Raw genomic sequence first — 16,120 nt, forward strand, 5'->3', positions numbered from 1 at the left:
GCTCAGCATGACGCGTCGGAGCCTAGGCGTTACCCGCAAGTAAGCGCTAACGGGTGTGGCGTCCCACCCAGGTACGACGTGGGGATCAACCTGCGGGGGCACGCCCGGTGGCACCCCCGCCCCGTAGCCTCCGGATGGTGAACCGGCAACCTGTCGTCGTGGCCCTGGGAGCGCTGGGGCAGACCCTGTGGGGGCGGGACGCCCCCGCCGGTCGACCGCTGCGGGCCCGCTGGCCCCGACTGGCCCGAGCCGTCACCCCGATCGGACTGCTCGCCGCGCTCGGCTTCTTCTGGATCACCTTGGGCGTGGAGCTGGACCTGGGCCTGCCGACGCTGGTGGCGGTGCTGTTCGCGGCCATGACCGTGGCGCCGCTGCTGGCACTGGCCCGGCGTCCGTTGTTGGCCTGGCGGTTGACCGTGCTGGCACTGCTGGTGTGCACGTTCAACGCGCCGGCCGACCTGCCCGGCCCGTGGACCCCGCCGTTGGCCCTCGGGTCGGTCGCGGTGGTCGCGGTGACGCTCGCGCGGGTTGACCGACCGGTGCTGGCGTGGGTGGTGGCGATCACGGCGGTGCCGGTGCTCACCCTGGTCCGCCCCGAGAACCGGGCCGCAGTCCTGGCGCTGCTCGGCGCGCTGGCGATCGTCGGCGACCTGGTCCGGCGCAACCGGCTGTCCCGCCGGGCGCTCGCGGCGCAGACCGAACTGAGCGAGCGGGAGCAGGAGCGCCGCGCGGTGTTGGAGGAGCGCACCCGGATCGCCCGTGAGCTGCACGACGTGGTCGCACACCACATGTCGCTGATCGCCGTGCAGGCCGAGACCGCGCCGTACCGCCTCGACGACGTGCCCGCCCCGGCCGCCGCCGAGTTCGCCGCCATCGCCGGCTCGGCCCGCGACGCGCTCACCGACATGCGGCGGCTGCTGGGGGTGCTGCGCAGCGAGGCCAACGGGCCGCAGACCGCTCCGCAGCCCGACCTGGCCGACCTGGGCGCGATGGTGGACGCGGCCCGCCGCGCCGGGCTGGCCGTGACCCTGGACGCCGACGCGGGTCCGGTGCCCGCGCCGGTCGGGCTGGCCGCGTACCGCATCGTCCAGGAGGGCCTGGCGAACGCGGCCCGGCACGCGCCCGGCGCCGCGGTGCGCGTCACCGTGCGTTCCGGTCCGGGCGGTCTGGGAGTACGCGTCGACAACTCCCCGCCCGACGCCCCACCGACGACCGACGGCGGCCCGGGGCACGGGTTGACCGGCATGCGGGAGCGCGCCACCTCGCTCGGCGGTACGTTCACCGCCGGGCCGCTGCCCGACGGCGGGTACGCGGTGGCGGCCGAACTGCCGTACGAGGTGGGGAGCCCGAACACGTGATCAAGGTGCTGATCGTCGACGACCAGGCGATGGTCCGGCAGGGCTTCGGCGCGCTGCTCGCCGCCCAACCCGACCTGCTCGTGGTGGGTGACGCCGCCGACGGCGCGCAGGGGGTCGCCGCCGCCCGCCGGCTCGACCCGGACGTGGTGCTGATGGACGTGCGGATGCCGGTCCTGGACGGGCTGGCCGCCACCCGTCAACTGTTGGGCGACCGCTCGGCGCAGCGCCCCCGGGTGCTCATCCTCACGACGTTCGACCTGGACGACTACGTGTACGAGGCGCTGCGCGCCGGCGCGAGCGGCTTCCTGTTGAAGGACGCGCCCGCAGCCGACCTCGTGCAGGCGGTGCGGGTGGTGGCCGCCGGGGACGCGCTGCTCGCCCCGGCGGTGACCCGCCGGCTGATCGCCGAGTTCGCCGCCCGCCCGGACCGCCGCCGGCCCCGCCCCACCGACCTGGCCGGGCTGACCCCACGCGAGACCGAGGTGCTGCGGTTGATCGCCCGGGGCCGCAACAACGCGGAGATCGCCGCGGATCTGGTGGTGGCGGAGCAGACCGTGAAGACGCACGTCGGGCGCATCCTGGCCAAGCTGGGCCTGCGCGACCGCGCCCAGGCCGTGGTGCTGGCGTACGAGACGGGTCTGGTCGCCGCCGGCGAGTAGTCCCACAGGGTCAGCCGGAAGACGGCTCCCCGGTACGACGCCCGCGACCCGGGCGCACCCGCACTCTCCCCTTCGGACGTCATTCGGGGAGGGAGAACGTGATGCGACGACGAGGTGCCACACGTGTCGCGGTGAGCGCGTTGCTCGGCGTGAACCTGGTTCTGCCCGGCCCACCGGAGCCGGTCGCGCCGGTGGGGTTCGTCGAGGCGTACCCGGAGACGGCGGCGGCGATGCGCGCGGCCGGCTCCCCGTACGCGGACTGGGCGGCGGGCGGACGCCGGTTCCTGGCCTTCGACCCGCGCGGCGACGGACGGGCGGTGGAGGTGCTCGGCGACCTGGCCGGCGCGGACCGGATCGCGGTGCTCGTGCCGGGGGTGGGCAGCACGCTCGCCGACTTCGACCGGGGACTGGGCGGGGTGGCGCGGCGGGCGCCGTCGGTGCAGGCGGCGCAGTTGTACGGGCAGGTCCGGTCGGGCGACCCGACGGCTCGGATCGCCGTGCTGGCCTGGCTCGGCTACGACCCGCCCGACGGGTTGGTGGGCGCCGCCAGCGACGCCGACGCCCGACGTGGGGCGACCGGACTGGCGCGGCTGCTGCGGGAGTTGGCCGCTCGCCGTCCGGCCGCGACGATCACGCTCATCGGGCACAGCTACGGGGCCCTGGTGGCGGCGCTGGCGGCAGCGCACGCCCCGGCACAGGTCACCGACGTGGTCAGCCTCGGCGGCGTCGGCGCCGGGGTGCGGCACGCCGACGATCTCCGCGCCGGACTGCGGTTCTGGGCGGCCGAGGCGCCGTCGGACTGGATCCGCCGGGTGCCGCCGGTGCGGTTCGCCGGCCTCGGCTACGGGCGTCGACCCGGCGATCCGGCGTTCGGGGCCCGACCATTGCCGGTGGACGGGGTGTCCGGGCACGACGGCTACCTGGCCACGGGCACCGCCACGCTGATCGCGGTCGCGGCGGTCGTGCGGGGCGCCGGTCCGGGCGAGGACGCCCGATGAGCCGCGACCGCACGGTCGACGCGCTGCGGGCGTACGCGATCGGCGGGGTGGTGCTCGGGCACTGGCTGGTCACCGGGCTGGTGCTGACCGGCGACGGCGGGCTGCGCCAGGCCAGTCCGCTGACCACGCTGCCCGCCCTGGCGCCGGTCACCTGGGTGTTGCAGACGCTCGGCCTGTTCTTCTTCGCCGCCGGCTTCGGTTCGGCCCGGTCGTTGGCCCGTCACCGGGGCACCTCGGGCGGCTGGCTGGCCCGCCGTTCGCGCCGGTTGCTGCTGCCCACGGTGGCGCTGCTGGGCACCGGCGCCGCCGTGCTGCTGGCCGCCACCGTCGCGGGCGCGCCGGACGACACGCTCGCCGTCGGGCTCCGGCTCGCGACCAGTCCGCTCTGGTTCCTGGCGCCGCTGCTGCTCCTGGTCGCCGTCAGCGGCCCGCTGCGTGCGGCCGTACACCGCTGGGGAGTGACGCGCTGCGCGCTGCCGGCGGTGGCCGTGGTGGCGGCGAGCGACCTCGCGGTCCGCCTGCTGCCCGACGGCGTCACCGTGCCACCGGTCAGCGTGGTGGCGGCCTGGTCGGTGCCGTACCTGCTCGGCGTCGCGTACGCCGACGGGCGGCTGGCCGGCCGGCGGGCGGCGGGACTGCTGGCAGGTGGCGGCGCCGTGGCGCTGGCCGTGCTGGTGGCGGTGGGCTATCCGGTCAGCGCGGTCGGCGTGCCCGGTGCCGGCGTGTCCAACCTGAACCCGCCGTCGCTGCTGGTGGTGGCGCTGGCGGTCACCCAGGTCGGGCTGGGCCTCCTGGCCCGGGCCGGGTGGGAACGGCTGCTGGACCGGCGACTGCCCGGCCGGGCGGTGGCCGCCGTGAACGGCGACGCCGTGCGGATCTACCTGTGGCACCAGCCGGTGCTGGTCGCGGTGACCGCGCTCACCGCGCGGGGTGGTCTGGCCCTGCCGGGCCTGCACACCACGCCGGACGGCCCGGGGTGGGTGCTGGCCCGGTTCTGCTGGTTGCCACTGCTCGCCACGGTGCTGATCACGGTGGTACGCGGCGGGCGCGGGAGCGGCTCGGCAGCGCGTCCGGCCAGGCCGGGCCGCCCGGGCGGTCGAGCGCTCGCGGACCGGTCGGCCGAGTGCGTGCCGGGACGGGCTCAGGTGTACGATCATCGACGTTCGGACCGGGCCGACCTGTAGGAGGTGATCGCTGTGCGAGATAGCGATCCTCCTAGTCGTGGCCGGGCCGATGGTCAGCCCCGCTGAGCCACGACTCAGTCTGGCGAGCTGACCCCGCTCCGCTCCCCACCACCTCGGCCGACGCCGGGGTGTGTGCCGCGCCGTCCGGTCACCGGACGGTCGCCGGGAGCCGCCCGGTCACGACTTCGATGTGCGCGTCCCCACCCCCTGCGGTCCGCCCCCGCTCGCGGACCGTCCAGTCGCCACTCGGAGCCGTCCATGAGCCGCTACGTCGCCCCGCTGGGCTTCACCCTCGCCGCCGTCTGGGTGGCCGTCGTCTTCGTCCTGGCCGGCGGCGGTCACTGACCACCGCCGGCCGTTCCTTCTCCGGTCGTCCGCTGTCCCGGCCGTCGGCCGGTCCGGCCTCTGCCGTCGGCCGGTCCGGCCTCTGCCGTCGGCCGGTCCGGCCTCTGCCGTCGGTCACCCGGTCGACGGGTCAGATCATCCGTGACGACCAGAGCAGGCTGAGCGCGCCGGCGCAGAGCGCCAGCAGCAGCGCCACCCCGGCGTACCACTGGGTCACCTCGCGCGGCTCGGTCCGGAAACCGATCGAGCTGCCCATGTCCTGGTAGACCTGCTTCAGCTCGCTCACCGAGGCCGCCTCGTAGAAGTAGCCCTCGGTCGTCTCGGCCAGCTCGGCGAGGGCCAGCCGGTCCACCGGCACCCGTTGGAGCTGCCCGCCGATGTCGACCTGACCCGTGTCGGTGCCGAACGCGATGGTGGAGACCGGCACGTTGGCCGCCTGCGCGGCCGCCGCCGCCTCCTCCACCGACCGGCCGGAGGTGCGGAACCCGTCCGACAGCAGCACGATCCGCGCCGGTGGGATACCCGCCGCACCATCGGCCGGCACCGACCGGATCGCCTCCAGGCAGGTGAACACCGCCTCGCCCGTCGCGGTCGCCTCGGCCAGCACCAGCCCGTCGATCGCGGCGGTCACCGCGTCCCGGTCCTTGCCCGGCGGCACCAGCACGTTCGCCGCCTTGGCGAACGAGACGAGGCCCAGGTTGTAGCTCTCGGGCAACTCGCCCACGAACTGCTTGGCCGCCTCCTGCGCGGCCTCCAGCCGGTTCGGCGCCACGTCGTCGGCCTGCATCGACAGGGACACGTCGATGGCGAGCATCACGGTCGCACGCTCCAACGGCTCCTTCGTGTCGACCGCGGGGCGGGCCAGGGCCGTGGCGAGCACCAGCAGGCAGAGCAGGAACGCGGTCGCCGGAACGTGCCGCCGCCAGCCCAGGCCCTTCGGCGCGACGGTACGCAGCAGGTCCACGTTGGTGAACCGCATCGCGTACGCCCGGCGGTGCAGTTGCCGCCAGACGTAGAACGCGGCGAGCGCGAGCACCGGCAGCACGGCCAGCAACCACCACGGTTGCAGAAAACGGATCATCGTGTCGTCCCCCGGGTACGCGCGTGCCGCTGCGCGGCCACGAAACGCACCATGTCCAGCAGCCAGTCTCGGTCCGTACGCAGACGCAGGTGGGCCGCGCCGGCGCCGCGCAGCGCGGCGGCGATGGTGGCCCGTTGGGCGGCGGCGGCCTCGGCGTAGCGCTGCCGCAGCCGAGGGTCGGCGGTCTGCACCTCGTGCAGCTCACCGCTCTCCGGGTCGACCACCGGCAGCACCCCCACGTCGGGCAACTCCAACTCGCGCGGGTCGACCACCTCGATCGCCAGCACGTCGTGCCGGACGCGCAGTTTGCGCATCGGCCGGGCCCACTGCTCGGCCGGCGCCAGGAAGTCCGAGACCACCACGGCCACCCCGCGCCGCCGGGGCGGCCGGTTGAGCATGTCGACGAGAGCGCCCAGGTCGCCCCGACCGGGCTGGATCGTCGTGCCGGCCACGGCGCGCAGCAGACCCTGCGCCTCCTTGCGACCGGAGCGGGCCGGCAGGCGGGTGAACGCGCCGGGACCGGTCGCGGGCGTACCGCCCCGCCAGCGCCGCGCGGGCGTGGACGCGCCGCCGCCGGTGCCGATCACCGCGCCGATGCGGTTGCCGCCGCGCACGGTCAGGTGGGTGATGGCGGCGGCGGCGGCCACCACCACCTCCCGCTTGAGCCACTGCCCGGTGCCGAAGTCCAGGCTGGCCGACAGGTCCAGAGCCAGCCAGGTCTCCAATTCCCGGTCCGCGACCGTACGCCGCACGTGGGCGGTCGTGGTCCGCGCGGTCACCGGCCAGTCCATCCGGCGTACGTCGTCACCGGGGCGGTACTCCCGCGACTCCCCCGCCTCGCTGCCCGGCCCGGGGAGCAGACCGGCGTAGTCGCCCTGGAGCAGACCGTCGAGCTTGCGGGTGACCAGCAACTGGAGTCGGGAGAGCACGGCCTCGCTGCGGTCGCCCAGAGGGGCGGGACGAGGGGTGGGTGAGGTCACGGCCGCTGCCCGGGCCAACCCGCGCCAGGTGGTGGCGTGCTCGACGGCGGGGTGGCCTGCTGCCGGGGCGCGACCGACGGAAGCGGAATCGTCGACATCACCCGCTGCACGATGTGGTCGGCCGGCACGTCGTCGGCGAGCGCGTCGTAGCTGAGCACCAGCCGGTGACGCAGGATGTCCGGGGCGATGTCCTGGACGTCCTGCGGCAGGGCGTAGTCGCGTCCCCGCAGCAGCGCCAGCGCGCGGGTGGCCCGGACCAGACCGAGCGAGGCGCGCGGGCTGGCCCCGTACTGGATCAGTTGGGCGACGTCCGGCATGCCGTGCTCCGCGGGCGTACGGGTGGCCAGCACCAGACGGACCGCGTAGTCGACGAGCGCGTTGTGCACGAAGACCTGGTCGGCCTTGCGTTGCAGCGCGATCAGCTCGGGAGTGTCGAAGACCGCCGTCGGTTCCGGCGCGGCCACGCCCATCCGGTAGACGATCTCCCGCTCCTCGGCGTCGGTCGGATAGCCCACCACGATCTTCATGAGGAACCGGTCCCGCTGGGCCTCCGGCAGCGGGTAGACGCCCTCCTGCTCGATCGGGTTCTGGGTGGCCATCACCAGGAACGGATCGGGCACCCGGTGACTCTCCCCGCCGATGGACACCTGCCGCTCGCTCATCACCTCCAGCAGCGCCGACTGCACCTTGGCCGGAGCGCGGTTGATCTCGTCGGCGAGCAGGAAGTTGACGAAGACCGGGCCCAACTCCACGTCGAACTTCTCGCTCGACTGCCGGTAGATCCGGGTGCCCATGATGTCGGCCGGCACCAGGTCGGGGGTGAACTGCACCCGGGCGAAGGACCCGCCGACGACCTTGGCGAGGGTCTCCACGGCCAGGGTCTTGGCCACGCCGGGAACGCCCTCGAGCAGGCAGTGGCCGCGCGCGAGCAGCGCGACGAACATCCGCTCGACCATCCGGTCCTGGCCGACGATCACCCGTTTGATCTCGAACAACGCCTTTTCCAACAGCGTGGCGTCCTGCGCGGGCGTGGTCACCGGGGCGGGCGCCTGGGGTGTCGCCCCGTTGGGCGTCGGGGCGTCGGGCGTGGTCGGCTGGGCCACCGGTCCTCCACAGCGTTGGTCGGTCGTCGCGGCTGGTGCGGTATCAAGACTCGCATGCCTTCCTGAGTGTCGAGGTGGGGAGAAGCCGAATTTCGCCGCGCCGTCCCAAGCATCGAATCGCGCGTCACGGGTGGACAGGCACCGGGCCGCCGCGTGTACGATTCATCCCGTCGCCGGGCGGCTCCCCCCGTGGCCGCCCGGCGCTCAAACTTCCGCCTCCGGCGGCCCTAGACTGGCCCGGATGAGCGTCCCCACCCCCGCCGACGAAGCCCTGGTCTGTTCGGCACGAGGCTGCCGCGCCCCCGCCGTCTGGGCGCTGGAGTGGAACAACCCCCGCCTGCACACCGCCGATCGGCGCAAGACCTGGCTGGCCTGCGCCGACCACCGGGACACGCTCGGAGCGTTCCTGGACGCCCGTGGCTTCCTCCGTACCGTCACTCCGGTGTCCGGATCGCCTACCCTCGACGTGTGAGCGAGCGATGAGGCACAGCAGCGCGGCGGCGCGGAACGGATCTGCTCGGTGAGCGCGGAGGACCGCACCGACCCACCGGTCTCCCCCGGCCCCACCGCCCCGTCCCCGATGACCACCCCGGCGGCGCCGCCCGGCATCGCGCCGCCGCCCGGGGCTTTCCCGGCACCCGGCACGCTCGGCCCGGACCCGTCCCCACCGGACGCGTCGTCGCCAGCCCCCCTTCCGCCGAACGCCCTGCCCCCGTCCGCCGGCCACGCCACCCTCGCGCCCCCACCCGACCTGCCGCCTCCGGGTCTCCTGCCGTCCGGGTCGGGTCCTGGGACGTCGGCCCACGGCCCGTTGGAGCCGTGGCCCGACACCGTCCGGTGGCAGCCGATCTCCACCGACCTGATCTGGGTGGAGTTGATCCGACTCGCCGTCGTGGTGGCCATCGGCCTGGCCGTGACGGCCGTCGGCTGGGCGCTGAGCGGTCACTGGCTGTTCGGGCTCGCCCTCGCCGTCGTGGTGGTGCTCGGCGCGTGGCGGGCCACGGCCATCGTCCGGGCGGTACGCGCCTGGGGCTACGCCGAGCGCGACGACGACCTGCTCGTACGGCACGGGCTGCTGGTCCGGCGGCTGTCCATCGTCCCGTACTCCCGCATGCAGTTCGTCGACGTGAGCGCCGGCCCGCTGGAACGCGCCTTCGACCTGGCCACCGTGCAGTTGCACACGGCGGCGGCCGCCAGTGACGCCCGGGTGCCCGGCCTGCGTCCGGCGGAGGCATCCCGACTGCGCGACCGACTCACCGCGCTCGGTGAGGACCGGGCGGAGGGGCTGTGACGACCCACGCGGGCGACCGCCGACGCCACCGGACGCCGGCCCGATGAGCGAGATCCCCGTCGAGCCGGGCACGGTAAGGCCGCCCTCCGACGGCAGCGCGCCCCCTGCCGGGCCGCCGTACGCCGGTGCGCCGCCGCATCACACGGGATCCCCGGATGCCGGCGGGACGCCGTATCCGGTCGGGCCGCCGCATGCCGCCGGTTCGCCGTATCCGGTCGGGCCAGATTATTCGGCCGGCCCGTCCGGGGCGGTCCAGCCCTGGCCGGCCCCCGGAAGCGGCGGTGCCGGGGAACCGCGACAGCGGCTGCACCCGCTCAGCCCGCTGCTGCACGGCGCCAAGTCGTTGGTCGTCGTTGTCGCCGGGCTGTCCTGGTCGACGCTGTCGCGGGTCGGCTTCGGTTGGTTCGCCGCCATGGTGGTGGTACTGGCGCTCGGCGCGACCGTCCTGTCGGTGATCAGTTGGTACAACACCGGCTACCACGTGGTGGGCCGCGAACTGCGGGTCCACGAGGGGCTGCTCTGGCGGCGTACCCGGGCCATCCCGCTGGAGCGGTTGCAGGCCGTGGAGGTGGTCCGGCCCCTGCTCGCCCAGCTCACCGGCCTGGCCGAGCTGCGCCTGGAGGTCGTCGGCGGAGGCAAGACCGAAGCGCCGCTGGCGTACCTCGGGGTGGCCGACGCGACCCGCCTGCGGGAGCGGCTGCTGGCGCTCGCCGGGCGCGCGGCGCCGCCCGCCGGCACCACGCCCGCGACGCAGGTCGAGACGCCGGCGGCCGTACGGGGCCGACCGCTGCACGCGGTACGCAACCAGAACCTCCTGGTCAGCCAGTTGCTCACCCCGCAGGCGTTCCTGCTTCCGTTCGGTGTGGCCTTCGTCGTGGTGCAGTTCGTCACCGCCGGGTCGTGGTCGTTCATCGCGGTGGCGAGCACGCTCACCGCGATGGCCGGTGTGCTCCTCCAGCCGATCCGCCGGGTCCTCGACGACTGGAACTTCCGGCTGGCCCGCGACGGCCACACCCTGCGCGTGCACAACGGCCTCCTGGAGACCCGCGCGCAGACCGTGCCGCTGGATCGGGTCCAGACCGTGCGGGCCACCTGGCCGCTGCTGTGGCGGGTCAACGACTGGCTGCGCCTGCGGTTGGAGGTGGCCGGCTACTCGGTCGCGGAGGCCGACGACCGCAACCGCCCGGACCGGCTGCTGCCGGTGGGTGACCTGCCGACCGCCACGATGATCGTCGGCGAGGTGCTGCCCGGCGTACGCCTGGACGCGCTGACGCTGAGTCCGCCACCGCCCCGGACGCGCTGGCTGCACCCGCTCGGACGCGGCGCGCTGGGCGCGGGCCTGTTCGACCGGGTCTTCGCCACCCGCTCCGGGCTGCTCACCCGACAGTTGGCGATCGTGCCGTACGCCCGGATCCAGAGCGTGCGCGTCGTACAGGGGCCGGTGCAGCGCCGGCTGCGGCTCGCGACCGTGTACGCGGACACGGCCGGCGGCTCGGGCGCGGCGGCCCAGGACCGCGACCTCGCCGAGGCCTGGGCCCTGGCGGCCGACCTGACCCGCAGAGCCCACCAGGCCCGCCGCCCCACCCCCTAACCCCGACCCACCCCACCTCGCGTTGATCATGAGGTTAGCGCCCTCCCGCATGGCGTGTCGGGGCGATAACTTCATGATCAACGGGGTCGGGCCGGGTTGGGTCGGGGTGGGGGTCAGTGGTCGGCGGGGACCGCGTGGTGGGTGGTGGTGCTGTCCGGTTCCCGGGGGGTCGGGGGATCGGGCTGGTTGGCCGGGGGGTCGGCGGGGTCGGGGGGCGGTTGCGTTCCGGCCTTCGGGTGGCGGGCGCGCAGCGACCTCCAGGCACGTTCGGCCAGGCCGACGACCAGGTAGGTCAGCCCGACGTACGTCCAGCCCACCAGCACGTCGATCACGTAGTGCTCGCCGGAGTAGACCAGCGTGAAGGTCATCGCCAGGGGGTACGCGAGCAGCAGTGGCCACCACCGCCGGCGGGTGGTGTGCAGGAAGAACAGCACCACGAACAACGCCCACGCGGTGTGCAGCGACGGCATCGCGGCGACCGGGTTCGAGGCGATCTGGCCGGCGTTGAGCACGTTGCCGGCGCCGTGCATGCCGAACGCCTTCCAACCCCGGGTGGAGATCCGGGCGACCTCGGTGAGCAGGCCGTTCTGGGCGGCCCACCACGGCGGGGCGGCCGGGTAGATGAAGTAGGTGGCCAGGCCGGCGGCGCACAGGAAACCCCAGCGCCGCATGTAGGCGGCCCAGCGGTGGCGGTCGCGTAGCCAGAGCACGGCGGCGGCGGCCAGCGCCACCACGAAGTGCGAGAAGTACACCCAGCTCGCCGCGATGTCCCACCAGTGCACCTGCGGGCGGTAGAGGTGCTCCTGCAACCAGACGGTGGGCACCTCCCCGCCGGTGGCCCAGCCGAACATGAACCGGTCGGCGACGATCAGCTCCATGGCGTGCGGGGTCGCGCCGTTGTCGGCGAACCCGCGCGAGAGGTTGTACGCGGCCAGCAGCAGCACCACCGGCACCCAGTCCCGGGCGAAGCGCAGGTGGCTGCGCCAGGGGCGGTCGCTGTTCCAGGCGATGGTTCCGAGCCAGATCCACACGAAGGCGTACGCCGGGTCGGTGGGCAGCCCGATGCCGAGCCACGCGGCGACGAAGGCGACCGCCCAGATCGTCATGGCGACGATGCGCCGACGGCCCGCTTCCGGGGACGCGGGCGGGTCGGTCCGGGCGGGGGGCTGGGGGTCAGTCACGACGGCCATCGCGGTCAAGGTTAACGACGGCTACGGCATCGACCGACGGGTACCACCCGGCAGGGCGGGACCGGGATCGCCGGGCGCGTGCTCGACGGGATCTCCGAGCACCTAGGCTGACGACCATGCAGGAGCAGCCCGAGCCGGCCCTCGCGCCGGGTCTGACCGCCCAGGTCGAGCTGACCGTCACCGACGCGGACACCGCCCAGGCGGTCGGTTCGGGGGACGTACCGGTGCTGGGCACGCCCCGGGCGCTCGCGCTCGCGGAGGCGGCCACCGTCGCGGCCACGGCCAGCGCGATGTCGCCCGGGTCGACGACGGTCGGCACCCGGGTCGAGTTGGAACATCTCGCGCCGACGGTGGTGGGCCGCACGGTACGGGCGCAGGCGCTGCTGACGACCGTCGACGGTCGCCGGTTGTCGTTCGAGGTCAGCGTCGCCGACGGCGACCAGACGGTGGCCCGGGGCAGGGTGGACCGGCTCGTGGTGGACCGGCAACGCTTCGTCGACCGGGCCGGGCGGGCGTCGTGAGCGGCGGGTTCGTCGAGGTCGCCGACCGGGTGTACGTGCGTGTCGAGCCCCTGCTGCGGGTCAACGTCACGCTCGTCGTCGGCGACGACGGCGCGCTGCTGGTGGACACGCTCTCCTCGGCGGGGCAGGCCACCGAGCTGGCCGCGGCCGTCCGGGCGATCACCGACCGGCCGTTGACCCTGGTCAACACGCACCACCACTACGACCACTGCTTCGGCAACGCCGTCCTGGCCGGCGACCCCGCCCGCCCGGTGTACGCGCACGAACGGGCCGCCGCCGCTCTGCGCGATGACCCGGAGCGGCTGCGCCGCGAGGCGTACGACGAGGTGCGCGCGGAACACCCGGAGCTGGCGGCGGACCTGGCCGACACCCCGCTGCTGGCGCCGACGCACACCGTGCACACGGAGACGGCGCTCGACCTGGGCGGCCGGCGGGTGGTGCTGCGGCACCCGGGGCGCGGGCACACCGAGGCCGACCTCGTGGCGCACGTGCCCGACGCGGACGTGCTCGTCGCCGGCGACCTGGTGGAGCAGAGCGGCCCGCCCGCCTTCGAGGACTCGTACCCCCTGCAGTGGCCGGACGCGGTCGCGGACCTGCTGCGGCTGACGACGCCGGGCACGGTCGTCGTGCCGGGGCACGGTGATCCGGTGGACGTCGGGTTCGTCCGCGCCCAGCACGCCGAGCTGGTACGGCTGGCCTGGCTGATCCGGGCCGCGCACACCGGCAGCGCGCCGCCGGAGCGGGTGGCCGCCGAGGCGCCCTTCGGCGCCCGGGCGGCCCTGATCGCCGCCCGTCGCGGCTACGCCGAGCTGAACGGCGAAGCCTGACCCCTCAAACCCGCGCCGATCTTGCACTTCCTGCGCCGACATAGCCCTGAATAAGGGACATGTTGTCAACAGAAAGTGCAAGATCGGCGCGGAAAAGGGGCGGAGAGCTAGACCGCGGTGCGGCGCCACTGTTGGTTGGTGGCGGTGGTGCAGGTGGATTGGACTGCTCGGGCGCCGTCGGTGGTGGCGGCGTTGAGGATGGTCAGGCACTTGTTGCTGTGCCTTGCTACCAGCTGTACTGCGCCGGTGCCTTGGTCCTGGACGCGCCACTGCTGGTTGGTGCCGCCGTTGCAGGTCCACTGGGTGACCCGGACGCCGTCGCCGGTTGCGCTCGCGCCGCCGTACACGTCGAGGCACTTGCCGCTGTGCGCGCTGACCACCGTCTGGTAGCCGTTACCGGCGTCCTGGAAGCGCCACCGCTGGTTGGCCTGCCCGTTCGCGCTCCACTGCACGATGTCGGCGCCGTCGTTCGTGGCGTTGTTGGAGACGTCCAGCAGCTTCCCGCTGTGCTGGGCGGCGAGGGTGTACGCGGTCGGTACGGGCACGGTGCTTCCCGGGGTCAGCCGGTACAGCCCGGCGCCGTGGGCCGGGAGCGACCGGGTGAGGGTCCCGGTCACCGTGCCCAGGGCCGCGCCGGACCACAGGTCGGTCACGGTGGCCGATCCGATCCCGAGGTCGGCCAGGTTGACCGAGACGTTCGCCGTGCCGCTCTCGCGGTTGAACAGGGCGAGGTAGCGGTCGGTGCTGCCCGGCACGTCGGCGGTCCACGCCTGCCGGGTGCCGCCGGTGAGCTGACGGTTGTTGGCGCTGTTCTGGTCGACGGCGAGCACGGCGGCATTGGTCATCAACGCCAGCTCCGAGGCGCGGTTCTCGACCAGGTTGCCGCCCCACATCAGCGGCGCGCGGTTGATCGCCCAGAGCGTCATCAGGGTGCGCTGCTCGTCCGCGCTCAGGTTGGAGTAGCGGGCTGATCCGACCGGCCCGTACTTCGACAGTCGGCCGATGGGGATCATGTCCGGGTCGGGCCAGGCGCCGGTGGCGCGGTACGGGGTCCAGTTGCGGAGTTGGTCGAAGAGGGCGTCGACGGACGACCAGTTGTCCCACAGGTCGTTGACGATCCGCCACATGTGCGCGTTGGCCTGGACGTGGCTGCCACTGGCCAACGGGGTCGCGCCGGGCGACAGGCTCAGCACCATCGGCCGGCCGCTGCGCTGGATGGCCAGTTTGTAGCCCTCGATCTCCGCCTGCCGGTAGGTCGGCGCGGCGATGTCGTCCACCTTCACGAAGTCGATCCCCCAGGACGCCAGCAGTTGGAACACCGAGTCCAGGTAGCTCTGCGCGCAGGGGTTGGACATGTTCAGGCCCCACATGAGGTTGAGCCAGGCCGCGGTGGTGCTGTTGTTGATCTGGTTGGCGCGGCAGCTGGTGCCCGAGATCGGGACGTTGTCGGCCACCGCCTGGCGGGGGATGCCCCGCATCAGGTGGATCCCGACCTTCAGGCCCTGGGCGTGGATGTAGTCGGCGAGCGGCTTGAACCCGTTGTTGCCGGTGGCGGAGGGGAACCGGGTGGTGTCGGGCAGCAGCCGGCCGTTGCCGTCCATGCGGAGCCGGGGTTGCAGGTTGGAGTCCTGGTTGGGGCTGTTGTTGTGCCGCCCGGGGTAGTACCAGGCCCAGTCGATCACGATGTACTGCCAGCCGAACTGCCGCAGGTTGGTGGCCATGTAGTCGGCGTTGGCCCGTACGTCGGCCTCGGTGACGCTCCAGTTGAACGAGTCGTAGCTGTTCCACCCCATCGGCGGGGTGCTGGCCGTTCCGTTGTCCCAGGCGTGCGCCGGCTCCGGCGCTCTGGCGGCGACGCCGCCCACGGCGATCAGGGCGACGACCAGCACGGCGGCGAGGCGGCGGAATGTCGGTGGTACCGAGACGAGTCTCATCGGAGTCTCCCGGATAACACGCAGGAAATAGGCAGACGCCGATGTTAACGTTCACATAACAGGGACGTCAACCAGCCGTCACCCGTCCTCAAACGCCGAAGCGGCGTTCGACGTCGGCGCGGGTGGGCATGGCGGTGGCCCCGCCCGGCGACTCGCAGACCAGGCCGGCGACCCGCAGCGCGAACGCCACCGAATCGACCCAGCCCGCCGGATCGGACGGCTCGCCGTCGCGCAGCAGATCGGCGATGAGCGCGGCCATGACCGAGTCGCCGGCGCCGGTGGCGTCGATGGCGTTCACCTTCGGCGCCGGCACCCGCACCGGGTCGGCCTCGGCGGCGGCCAGCACCGCGCCCGCCGCCCCGAGCGTCACCACCACGGTGGACGCGCCCAACTCCCGCAGGTAGGCGGCCACCCCCTCGACCGGCTCGCCCGGATAGAGCAGCGCGGCGTCGGCGGTACTCAACTTGACCAGGTGCGCGCCCGCGGCGAACTCCGCCACCACCTGCCGCAACCCGTTCAGCGCGGTCGGCCCGTCGAGCAGCCGCGGGCGGACGTTCGGGTCGAGGACCCGCAGACCGGTGGCGAGCGACCAGGCCCGGCGGGCGGCGGCCAGCGGGCCCGGCTCGAGCAGCACGATCGAGCCGCAGTACAGCACGTCGGCGCCCTCCGTCAGCGCCAGGTCCAGGTCGTCCGGGCCGAGCAGACCGTAGGAGGGCGGCTCGCCGTAGAAGCGGAAATCCGGCTCCGCTCCGGCGTACGTGACCACCGCGAGCGTCGTCGGCGCGGACACCGTGACCGCACCCGCCAGGCCGACGCCGACCTCGCCCAGGAAGGCACGGATCCGCCCGCCCAGCACGTCGTCACCGAGCGAGCCGACGAACTCCGCCGCCCCGCCGAGACGGGTCACCCCGACGGCGACGTTGAGCGGGCCGCCACCGATGGCCTGCCGGTAGACCCGCTCCCCGTCGACGTCGCCGTCGAGCAGGTCGACGAGCGCCTCGCCGAGCACCAGCGCGTACCCCATCGGAGCCCCCTCGTCGTCGGCGGCCGCGACGGCC

General features: G+C 74.0%; 15 protein-coding genes. 9 read left to right on the forward strand and 6 right to left on the reverse strand.

The genetic code is table 11. The annotated features are described in order from the left end of the window. Nucleotides 1-137: 137 nt before the first annotated feature. The 4 genes from ACTFTM_RS22125 (at nucleotide 138) to ACTFTM_RS22140 (ending at nucleotide 4,199) form a co-directional block, all read left to right on the forward strand. On the forward strand, nucleotides 138-1,358 hold the full coding sequence (locus ACTFTM_RS22125) for a sensor histidine kinase (RefSeq protein WP_449562397.1): 1,221 nt from the start codon (nucleotides 138-140) through the stop codon (nucleotides 1,356-1,358). Next, complete coding sequence (locus ACTFTM_RS22130; RefSeq protein ID WP_357128104.1) at nucleotides 1,355-2,017, forward strand: response regulator transcription factor; 663 nt, start codon at nucleotides 1,355-1,357, stop codon at nucleotides 2,015-2,017. The genes ACTFTM_RS22125 and ACTFTM_RS22130 overlap by 4 nt, the downstream gene beginning before the upstream one ends. A gap of 101 nt (nucleotides 2,018-2,118) precedes the next feature. Next, nucleotides 2,119-3,015, forward strand: coding sequence for an alpha/beta hydrolase (locus ACTFTM_RS22135; RefSeq protein WP_449562398.1), 897 nt, complete (start codon nucleotides 2,119-2,121; stop codon nucleotides 3,013-3,015). Next, a complete protein-coding gene (locus ACTFTM_RS22140) occupies nucleotides 3,012-4,199 on the forward strand; it encodes an acyltransferase family protein (RefSeq protein ID WP_449562399.1) in 1,188 nt (395 codons plus the stop codon). The genes ACTFTM_RS22135 and ACTFTM_RS22140 overlap by 4 nt, the downstream gene beginning before the upstream one ends. Nucleotides 4,200-4,674: 475 nt before the next feature. Here the strand turns inward: ACTFTM_RS22140 and ACTFTM_RS22145 are convergent, their stop codons facing one another. Genes ACTFTM_RS22145 through ACTFTM_RS22155 form a run of 3 tightly spaced genes read right to left on the reverse strand, consistent with a single transcriptional unit; the run spans nucleotide 4,675 to nucleotide 7,708 of the window. Beyond that, the gene (locus ACTFTM_RS22145) at nucleotides 4,675-5,625 is read right to left on the reverse strand and encodes a VWA domain-containing protein (protein ID WP_449562400.1); all 951 of its coding nucleotides are present in this window, start codon (nucleotides 5,623-5,625) and stop codon (nucleotides 4,675-4,677) included. After that, nucleotides 5,622-6,623 carry a DUF58 domain-containing protein gene (locus ACTFTM_RS22150; protein WP_449562401.1) on the reverse strand — a complete coding sequence of 334 codons (1,002 nt, stop codon included), beginning with the start codon at nucleotides 6,621-6,623 and terminating at the stop codon, nucleotides 5,622-5,624. The genes ACTFTM_RS22145 and ACTFTM_RS22150 overlap by 4 nt, the downstream gene beginning before the upstream one ends. Continuing rightward, nucleotides 6,602-7,708: an AAA family ATPase gene (locus ACTFTM_RS22155; RefSeq protein WP_449562402.1), complete on the reverse strand. Its 1,107-nt coding sequence runs from the start codon at nucleotides 7,706-7,708 to the stop codon at nucleotides 6,602-6,604. The genes ACTFTM_RS22150 and ACTFTM_RS22155 overlap by 22 nt, the downstream gene beginning before the upstream one ends. A 241-nt stretch (nucleotides 7,709-7,949) precedes the next feature. Between ACTFTM_RS22155 and ACTFTM_RS22160 the strand changes: the two genes are divergently transcribed. The 3 genes from ACTFTM_RS22160 to ACTFTM_RS22170 all read left to right on the forward strand — a co-directional run bounded on the left by ACTFTM_RS22160 (nucleotide 7,950) and on the right by ACTFTM_RS22170 (nucleotide 10,590). Next, nucleotides 7,950-8,180 (forward strand): hypothetical protein, encoded by a 231-nt coding sequence (locus tag ACTFTM_RS22160; protein WP_449562403.1) that lies wholly within the window; start codon nucleotides 7,950-7,952, stop codon nucleotides 8,178-8,180. Nucleotides 8,181-8,414: 234 nt separating this feature from the next. After that, nucleotides 8,415-8,999: a PH domain-containing protein gene (locus ACTFTM_RS22165; RefSeq protein ID WP_449566696.1), complete on the forward strand. Its 585-nt coding sequence runs from the start codon at nucleotides 8,415-8,417 to the stop codon at nucleotides 8,997-8,999. Between the two features lie 43 nt (nucleotides 9,000-9,042). Further along, on the forward strand, nucleotides 9,043-10,590 hold the full coding sequence (locus ACTFTM_RS22170) for a PH domain-containing protein (protein WP_449562404.1): 1,548 nt from the start codon (nucleotides 9,043-9,045) through the stop codon (nucleotides 10,588-10,590). Nucleotides 10,591-10,703: 113 nt separating this feature from the next. Here the strand turns inward: ACTFTM_RS22170 and ACTFTM_RS22175 are convergent, their stop codons facing one another. Further along, the gene (locus ACTFTM_RS22175) at nucleotides 10,704-11,780 is read right to left on the reverse strand and encodes a phosphatase PAP2 family protein (RefSeq protein ID WP_449562405.1); all 1,077 of its coding nucleotides are present in this window, start codon (nucleotides 11,778-11,780) and stop codon (nucleotides 10,704-10,706) included. Nucleotides 11,781-11,896: 116 nt separating this feature from the next. On the opposite strand from ACTFTM_RS22175, the gene ACTFTM_RS22180 reads away from it, so the two are divergent. Together ACTFTM_RS22180 and ACTFTM_RS22185 are read left to right on the forward strand one after the other, a co-directional pair. Continuing rightward, entirely contained in the window at nucleotides 11,897-12,301 is a 405-nt protein-coding gene (locus ACTFTM_RS22180) for a thioesterase family protein (RefSeq protein WP_449562406.1), read from the forward strand. Continuing rightward, nucleotides 12,298-13,128: an MBL fold metallo-hydrolase gene (locus ACTFTM_RS22185; protein ID WP_449562407.1), complete on the forward strand. Its 831-nt coding sequence runs from the start codon at nucleotides 12,298-12,300 to the stop codon at nucleotides 13,126-13,128. Before ACTFTM_RS22180 ends, ACTFTM_RS22185 begins: the two co-directional genes overlap by 4 nt. 107 nt (nucleotides 13,129-13,235) lie before the next feature. Here ACTFTM_RS22185 and ACTFTM_RS22190 read toward each other — a convergent pair whose 3' ends face one another. Both ACTFTM_RS22190 and ACTFTM_RS22195 read right to left on the reverse strand, forming a co-directional pair. Beyond that, nucleotides 13,236-15,062 (reverse strand): RICIN domain-containing protein, encoded by a 1,827-nt coding sequence (locus ACTFTM_RS22190; RefSeq protein WP_449562408.1) that lies wholly within the window; start codon nucleotides 15,060-15,062, stop codon nucleotides 13,236-13,238. A gap of 88 nt (nucleotides 15,063-15,150) precedes the next feature. Beyond that, a complete protein-coding gene (locus ACTFTM_RS22195; protein ID WP_449562409.1) occupies nucleotides 15,151-16,086 on the reverse strand; it encodes a PfkB family carbohydrate kinase in 936 nt (311 codons plus the stop codon). Between the last annotated feature and the right edge of the window lie 34 nt (nucleotides 16,087-16,120).

The sequence above is a fragment of the Micromonospora sp. RB23 genome (genome assembly GCF_053585025.1).

Coding starts and splice junctions, on each gene's coding strand:
- ACTFTM_RS22135 (WP_449562398.1), top strand. CDS start 2,119: ATGCGACGACGAGGTGCCACACGTGTCGCGGTGAGCGCGTTGCTCGGC.
- ACTFTM_RS22140 (WP_449562399.1), top strand. CDS start 3,012: ATGAGCCGCGACCGCACGGTCGACGCGCTGCGGGCGTACGCGATCGGC.
- ACTFTM_RS22145 (WP_449562400.1), bottom strand. CDS start 5,625: ATGATCCGTTTTCTGCAACCGTGGTGGTTGCTGGCCGTGCTGCCGGTG.
- ACTFTM_RS22160 (WP_449562403.1), top strand. CDS start 7,950: ATGAGCGTCCCCACCCCCGCCGACGAAGCCCTGGTCTGTTCGGCACGA.
- ACTFTM_RS22170 (WP_449562404.1), top strand. CDS start 9,043: ATGAGCGAGATCCCCGTCGAGCCGGGCACGGTAAGGCCGCCCTCCGAC.
- ACTFTM_RS22175 (WP_449562405.1), bottom strand. CDS start 11,780: ATGGCCGTCGTGACTGACCCCCAGCCCCCCGCCCGGACCGACCCGCCC.
- ACTFTM_RS22180 (WP_449562406.1), top strand. CDS start 11,897: ATGCAGGAGCAGCCCGAGCCGGCCCTCGCGCCGGGTCTGACCGCCCAG.
- ACTFTM_RS22190 (WP_449562408.1), bottom strand. CDS start 15,062: ATGAGACTCGTCTCGGTACCACCGACATTCCGCCGCCTCGCCGCCGTG.
- ACTFTM_RS22195 (WP_449562409.1), bottom strand. CDS start 16,086: ATGGGGTACGCGCTGGTGCTCGGCGAGGCGCTCGTCGACCTGCTCGAC.